The organism is Klebsiella sp. HMSC09D12 (assembly GCF_001808475.1).
Lineage (GTDB): Bacteria > Pseudomonadota > Gammaproteobacteria > Enterobacterales > Enterobacteriaceae > Klebsiella > Klebsiella oxytoca.
On record NZ_KV793419.1, the window covers coordinates 1 to 6,680 of the forward strand.

5 protein-coding genes are annotated in these 6,680 nt (G+C 53.3%); 3 read left to right on the forward strand and 2 right to left on the reverse strand.

Translation table 11 applies throughout. The features are described 5' to 3' along the window. The first annotated feature begins 199 nt into the window (after positions 1 to 199). Together HMPREF3178_RS05260 and HMPREF3178_RS05265 are read left to right on the forward strand one after the other, a co-directional pair. Positions 200 to 1,828 (forward strand): citrate sensor histidine kinase CitA, encoded by a 1,629-nt coding sequence (locus HMPREF3178_RS05260; RefSeq protein WP_004108293.1) that lies wholly within the window; start codon positions 200 to 202, stop codon positions 1,826 to 1,828. Further along, positions 1,821 to 2,519 carry a citrate response regulator transcription factor CitB gene (locus HMPREF3178_RS05265; RefSeq protein ID WP_004108295.1) on the forward strand — a complete coding sequence of 233 codons (699 nt, stop codon included), beginning with the start codon at positions 1,821 to 1,823 and terminating at the stop codon, positions 2,517 to 2,519. Before HMPREF3178_RS05260 ends, HMPREF3178_RS05265 begins: the two co-directional genes overlap by 8 nt. A 45-nt stretch (positions 2,520 to 2,564) precedes the next feature. Here HMPREF3178_RS05265 and HMPREF3178_RS05270 read toward each other — a convergent pair whose 3' ends face one another. Beyond that, on the reverse strand, positions 2,565 to 3,194 hold the full coding sequence (locus HMPREF3178_RS05270; RefSeq protein ID WP_004108297.1) for an alanyl-tRNA editing protein: 630 nt from the start codon (positions 3,192 to 3,194) through the stop codon (positions 2,565 to 2,567). Positions 3,195 to 3,286: 92 nt separating this feature from the next. On the opposite strand from HMPREF3178_RS05270, the gene HMPREF3178_RS05275 reads away from it, so the two are divergent. Next, positions 3,287 to 4,240: a LysR family transcriptional regulator gene (locus HMPREF3178_RS05275; RefSeq protein ID WP_004110488.1), complete on the forward strand. Its 954-nt coding sequence runs from the start codon at positions 3,287 to 3,289 to the stop codon at positions 4,238 to 4,240. 55 nt (positions 4,241 to 4,295) lie between these two features. Here HMPREF3178_RS05275 and HMPREF3178_RS05280 read toward each other — a convergent pair whose 3' ends face one another. Then, complete coding sequence (locus HMPREF3178_RS05280; RefSeq protein ID WP_017145017.1) at positions 4,296 to 6,584, reverse strand: hydratase; 2,289 nt, start codon at positions 6,582 to 6,584, stop codon at positions 4,296 to 4,298. Between the last annotated feature and the right edge of the window lie 96 nt (positions 6,585 to 6,680).

A 6,680-nucleotide genomic window follows, 5' to 3' on the forward strand; every position in this document is an offset into this window, starting at 1 on the left:
GCTTAACGCGCCTTGTCCGGGCTACCGGATCGCAGAAGGCTGTAAACCCGTAGCCGGGTAAGGCATCAACCGCAAGCCCGGGATACGTAAAACGTCGTATTCCATCTGGATGTGTTCTGAAATCCATAAAACTGTGGGCCGATTCCGCGCCGTCGGTCGCTAAAAAAGAGAAAATGGCCTTTTGATGTCAATTCGCCCAATGTTTAGCCGAAAAATCACGCACTGGTTTGCCCGACGTTCGTTCCAGAACCGCATCTTCCTGTTGATCCTGTTTACCTCGACAATAGTGATGCTGGCGATGTCATGGTATCTCACCAGCATCACGGAAGAGCGTCTGCATTATCAGGTCGGCCAGCGCGCGCTGATCCAGGCGATGCAGATCTCCGCCATGCCTGAGCTGGTAGAGGCGGTCGAAAAGCACGATCTGGCGCGAATTAAAGCGCTTATCGACCCCATGCGATCGTTTTCCGATGCCACCTACATCACCGTCGGTGATGCAAAAGGCCAGCGTCTGTATCACGTGAATCCGGATGAGATCGGCAAATATATGGAAGGCGGAGACAGCGACGAAGCGCTGTATAACGCTAAAAGCTACGTGTCGGTGCGTAAAGGATCGCTCGGCTCTTCATTGCGCGGTAAGTCGCCGATCCAGGACAGCACCGGGAAAGTGATCGGCATCGTCTCGGTGGGCTACACCATCGAACAGTTAGAGAACTGGCTGAGTCTGCAAATCGGATCGCTGATGATCCCGATGGCGATCATGCTGCTCCTGCTGCTCTACTGCGCCCGACGCTTCTCGCTGCATATCAAAAAACAGATGCTGAATATGGAGCCGCAGCAGCTATCACAGCTGCTTATCCAGCAAAGCGTCTTGTTTGAATCGGTCTTTGAGGGACTGATAGCCATTGACTCTCACTACCGAATTACCGCCATCAACCAAACCGCAAGGAGATTATTAAACCTCAGCCAGCCGGAAACCATCCTGATTGGCAAAAGCATCAGCAGCGTGATCTCTCAGGAGACGTTCTTTTATGACGCGCCGCAGACAAATAAAAAAGACGAAATTGTCACCTTTAATCAGATCAAAGTGATCGCCAGCCGCATGGCCGTCACGCTCAATAGCGAGCCCCAGGGATGGGTCATTAGCTTTCGTAGTAAAGACGATATCAACACCCTGAGCCTGCAGCTCAGCCAGGTCCAGCAGTATGCAGATAACCTTCGCGCCGTGCAACACGAGCACCGCAATTTGATCTCCACCATTGCCGGGCTACTGTTTTTGAAACGCTACGATAACGCGCTGGATCTCATTCAGCAGCAGTCTGAAAGCCACCAGAAAGTTCTCGATTTTATCGCCCGTAATTTTAAAGTGAACCATCTTGCCGGGCTGCTGATCGGCAAATATTACCGCGCCAAAGAGCTCGGATTAGAGCTGGTCTTCGATCCCGCCTGTCACGTGGAAACCCTCCCCTCCTCGCTTTCTCATAATGAGTGGATCTCGATCGTCGGTAATCTGCTGGACAATGCCTACAATGCCGCCTTACGTCAGCCGGCAGGATCGAAGCAGATCGAGTGCCTGATCAACAGCGAGGGCGGCGAAGCGATCGTCGAGATCGCCGACCAGGGCTGCGGAATTGATGAATCGCTGCGCGATCGTATTTTTGAGCGCGGCGTCACCAGCAGCGACAGCGGCGATCACGGTATCGGGCTATGGCTGGTACGCAGCTACGTCGAGCAGGCGGGCGGCAATATCGTCGTCGACGACAACATCCCTTTTGGCACTATTTTTACTCTTTATATCCCCCTGACCCGAGATGAACACCATGGATAGCATCACAACTCTCATCGTTGAAGACGAACCTATGCTGGCGGAAATTCTGGTGGATACCATCAAGCAATTTCCCCAGTTCGAAGTCATTGGCATTGCGGATAAGCTGGAAAGCGCAAAAAAAATGCTTCGTCTCTATCAGCCCCAGCTGATTCTGTTGGATAACTTTTTGCCCGATGGCAAAGGCCTCGATTTGATCCGTCACGCCGTCAATATCAATTATAAAGGACGTATCATTTTCATCACCGCCGACAACCATATGGATACCATCAGCGAAGCCCTGCGGATGGGCGTTTTCGATTATTTGATTAAGCCGGTTCACTATCAGCGATTGCAGCATACGCTCGAGCGTTTTGCCCGCTATCGCAGCTCCCTGCGCTCGAGCGAGCAGGCGAGCCAGACCCACGTTGACGCCCTTTTCAATATCCAGGCCAAAGAGCACGCGGAAGCCGCCGGCACCGCTCTGCGCGGAATCGATGAAAGCACCTTTAACCGCGTATTACAGCTCTTCACCGACCCGGGGATCGTCCATACCGCAGACTCCCTTGCGCGTATCCTCGGCAGCAGCAAAACCACTGCCCGCCGCTACCTGGAGCAAGGGGTCAAAAACGATTTTCTTGAGGCCGAAATAAGCTACGGTAAAGTCGGCAGACCGGAGCGGATTTATCACGGCAAAAATAGTGAGCACGTTTAAGGATCGCGGAGATGCTTTGTTTAGCATGCATCTCCTTTTATTCGTTTACGCTATAGCGTAGCTAACAATCATCTGGCCTTTTTTCATCTTCACCTGGGTAATGACGACCTCTCCCAGTTCTGACAGGCTGGCCACGTGCGTGCCGCCGCAGGGATAGCTCGGCATATCGCCGAACCCGACCTTGCGCAGACCTTCGGCAAAAGAGATCCGACGCGGTAAATCCTCCGCCTGCCATCCTTCGATCTGCGCCAGCAGGGCGCTGGCTTCGGGCAGTGACGCGTTCGTCCCGGCGGCAAAGGTGATGCGCCCTTCTCCCGGCCAGTGATGCGCCTTAATCGGCCGCCAGCCAAAGCGCTCTCCGGCCTGGCCAATCAGGTGCCCGGCGGAATGTAGCCGAGCGTGCAGCCGTCTTGCGTCCGCGTCCACCCGGATCGCCACCTCGCCGGAGGGTAGCGGCTGCGCAACAATATGCACGATGCTCTCGCCGCGCGCGGCAACGCTCTCGACCGCAAGCTCGCCAATCCAGCCGCGATCCGCTGGCTGTCCTCCGCCCTGCGGATGAAACAGCGTGCGGTCCAGCTCAATGGCATAGCGGCCATCGGCTTCGCCCAGGCAGTTGACGACTCGCGCAGGGCATTCAGTGGCATCGCTGGTGTAATAAAGTCGTTCAGTCATGGTTGTCCTCCCCTCAGTCAGGACAGTATATTGATATTAACGACAGCGATAATCCCGCCGATCATCAATGCAATTTTGCTCTGGAAGCACAAATGAATCTGAACTTACTGCCCGATCTCGCCCTGTTCGTGCAGATTGTCGATCAGGGCAGCTTTTCCGCCGTCGCGCGCCAGACAGGCGCGACGCCTTCCGCCATTAGCCGCAGCGTCTCGCGGCTGGAGCAGGAAATGGGCTGCAAGCTGCTGCATCGCACCACGCGCAAGCTGCGCCTTAGCGATGCCGGGAAAACGGTGTATGAACATGCGCTGGAGATGCTGGACTCGGCGCGTCTGGCCATGGATTCCGCCGGCAGCGCCCAGGCGGTGCCGCAGGGTAAGCTCACGCTAAGCGTGCCGAAAGCCGTGGGACGGTTTGTCATTCATCCGCTGATGCTGGAGTTTTTTAGCCGCTACCCGAAGATCGACGTCTGTCTGCGCCTTGAAGATCGGGTTCTCGATTTTATCGATGACGGTATCGATCTGGCGCTGCGCATCACCCATACGCCCTCGCCGGGGCTGCACGGTAAGCCTTTGCTGTCCGTCAGCCATATCGTCTGTGCGACGCCCGGCTACCTGGCGCAATATGGCAGACCGCGAACGCCGCAGGATCTGCGCGAACATAGCTGTATCAGCCTTGGGGAAACGCCCGCCGATTCGCGCTGGAAGTTTCGCCGCGACGGCAAAACGGAGACTATCCAGACCCACGGTCGTTACGCGGCAAACCACACCGCCGTACGCCTTGATGCCGTGAAGCAAAATCTGGGTATCGGCAGCCTGCCGTTGTTTACCGCCCGTGAGGCGCTGGCGAACGGCGAGATTGTGCAGGTTTTACCGGAATGGGAGTTTATCAGTCGCTATTCCGGCCAGCTCTGGCTACTGTGGTCGGGCAATAAGCACATGCCCGCCAGAATGCGGGCAATGATTGATTATCTTAGCGAGAAGATGAAGCCGACTGCAGGCAGCACAGCCATAGCGCAACGTTCGAAAATCACGGATAAGCCGCTATGAATAAAAACGGGGATGCTATATCACCCCCGTTTATTACCTTAATGAGGACTATCGTTTACTGATGGTGGGAAGTTAAGCGTGATTTATTATAATTAATCAGGCTTCCTGCCTTAATAATCTCCCGCTCTGATGAGGTCAGGCCCTCCATGTAAAGCGCGATCTCTTTTATGGGGCGCTCGCGGCTAATGACAAACGCGGTAATATGACCCAGCTCGCTGTCTAAGGCGGATTTTATGCCCGGAATAAAGATAAAATCCCCCACTTCAAATTCGGGTAAGGCTTTCATTTGCAGCGGCAGCATTCCCCAGTTAATCACATTCGAACGATAACGTTTCGTGGCGTATTCCTGCGCAATATTTGCCAGCCCCCCCAGCACGCGCTGGCAGCTGGCCGCTTGTTCTCGTGCTGAACCATCGCCCGGTTTTATCGCATAAACCATACTACCTATTTCCGTCTGCTGCAGGGTGACGCTCTCCTGTCCCGGCAGCTGGCGGATTTGGGTAAAGATGTCCTCAAGTTCAGGATGCAGCCTGCAAGGATTGTCCCCCGCGACGCGCAATTGTTCCAGAGCGGCAATCTCCTTACTGCGGCCAACATAGCCCGGATCGCGCCGTGAGAGGGTAAACTCCGCCAGTCCTGAGGGGTTAGAGCGAAATGATGAGGTTTCTCCCGATGGGATAAGCTCGTCAGTAGTCGTCACCGGATCCATGATTTTAGAGGTAACGTTTAAGAGAATATTTTCCGTTAACTCACTCATTTCCGGCCAGTCTTTTATATTGGGTCCATAAATCAGCGATTGCTGGGATGCGCCTTTAATAAAGCCTTGATAGACACGGTTTTTATAAGGTGAAGCGTCAAATTCATATTGCGGTATGTTCTCCCAGCAATCGAGCTCTGACGCCGAGGTCAGAATACCACCGTTGGCAGCCGTCGCCGCAATTGAGCGGGCATCCATCAACGCGACAGCCGACATTTGCCCATTTCCGGGTTTTGAACCTTCCCGGTTTGGGAAATTGCGCGTTGTATGGCGAATGCTCAATCCATTATGCATAGGCGTGTCGCCTGCGCCAAAGCAGGGCCCACAAAATGCGGTACGCATAATCGCGCCAGCGCTTAATAAATCGGTCGTTATCCCTTTTTTGGTCAGATCCATCAGCACCGGCTGGGATGAGGGATATATCGAGAGAGAGAAAACGTTGTCGCCGCAGGAGTGATGCTTTAAGGCATTTGCCGCTTCAACTACGTTGACGTAATTTCCGCCAGCACAACCGGCAATAATTCCTTGCTGGATCCGGAGCTTACCCTTTTCGACTTTATCCAGCAGGGAGAGTTTTGCGCGCCCAAGCGAAATTTTTTCGGATTCCATTTCGACATCATGCAAAATATCCGGCAAGTTCTCCTTCAGCGTATCAATTTCATAGACGTTGGCGGGATGAAAAGGTAAGGCGATCATCGGTTTGATAGCGCTTAAATTGACTTCTATACAACCATCGTAATAAGCCATATCGGATGCTGAGAGCGAACAATAGTCTTGCTCCCTGCCATGAACGCGCAAGTAGCTTCGAGTCTCTTCATCGGTTTGCCAGATAGACGATAAGCAGGTGGTCTCCGTCGTCATGACATCAACACTGTTGCGGAAATCGGTAGACATTGTCGCCACCCCCGGTCCCACAAACTCCATTATCTTGTTTTTCACATAACCGCGCCGGAACACCGCGCCAATTATCGCCAGGGCAATATCCTGAGGCCCCACGCCAGGGCTGGGTTTACCTGTCAAATACACCGCAACAACCTCGGGATAATCAATATCCCAGGTCCCTCCCAGCAGTTGCTTAACTAACTCGCCGCCCCCCTCGCCGACGGCCATCGTCCCTAAAGCGCCATAGCGGGTATGGCTGTCCGAGCCCAGCACCATCTTGCCACCGCCGGCCATCATCTCGCGCATATATTGATGAATAACGGAAATATGCGGCGGAACATAAATCCCGCCGTACTTTCTGGCCGAAGATAAACCGAATATATGATCATCACTATTAATGGTACCGCCGACGGCACATAGCGAATTATGACAATTAGTTAATACGTAAGGCAGTGGAAAACGCTGCATTCCAGACGCTTTAGCGGTTTGGATTATCCCCACAAATGTAATATCGTGTGAGGCCATACAATCAAATTTTATTTTTAACTTGCGGTGATCGCCTGAAGTATTATGGGCGGAGAGGATCGACCACGAAATCGTGCCTTTACGCGCCTCCTGCTTGTCCACCGGGAAGGAAGGATGACCAACAGGGATAATACCATGCTGGTGTGATATACATACTCCATGGCCATACAGTTTTATCATGACATATATCCTTATATAAAAAACAAGGTCTGACAGAATAGCAACGCTTTTTAATCACTACCGGGCTTTGTTGAATAAATCAGATTTCGGGTAAGT

Coding starts and splice junctions, on each gene's coding strand:
- HMPREF3178_RS05275 (WP_004110488.1), top strand. CDS start 3,287: ATGAATCTGAACTTACTGCCCGATCTCGCCCTGTTCGTGCAGATTGTC.
- HMPREF3178_RS05270 (WP_004108297.1), bottom strand. CDS start 3,194: ATGACTGAACGACTTTATTACACCAGCGATGCCACTGAATGCCCTGCG.
- HMPREF3178_RS05280 (WP_017145017.1), bottom strand. CDS start 6,584: ATGATAAAACTGTATGGCCATGGAGTATGTATATCACACCAGCATGGT.
- HMPREF3178_RS05265 (WP_004108295.1), top strand. CDS start 1,821: ATGGATAGCATCACAACTCTCATCGTTGAAGACGAACCTATGCTGGCG.
- HMPREF3178_RS05260 (WP_004108293.1), top strand. CDS start 200: ATGTTTAGCCGAAAAATCACGCACTGGTTTGCCCGACGTTCGTTCCAG.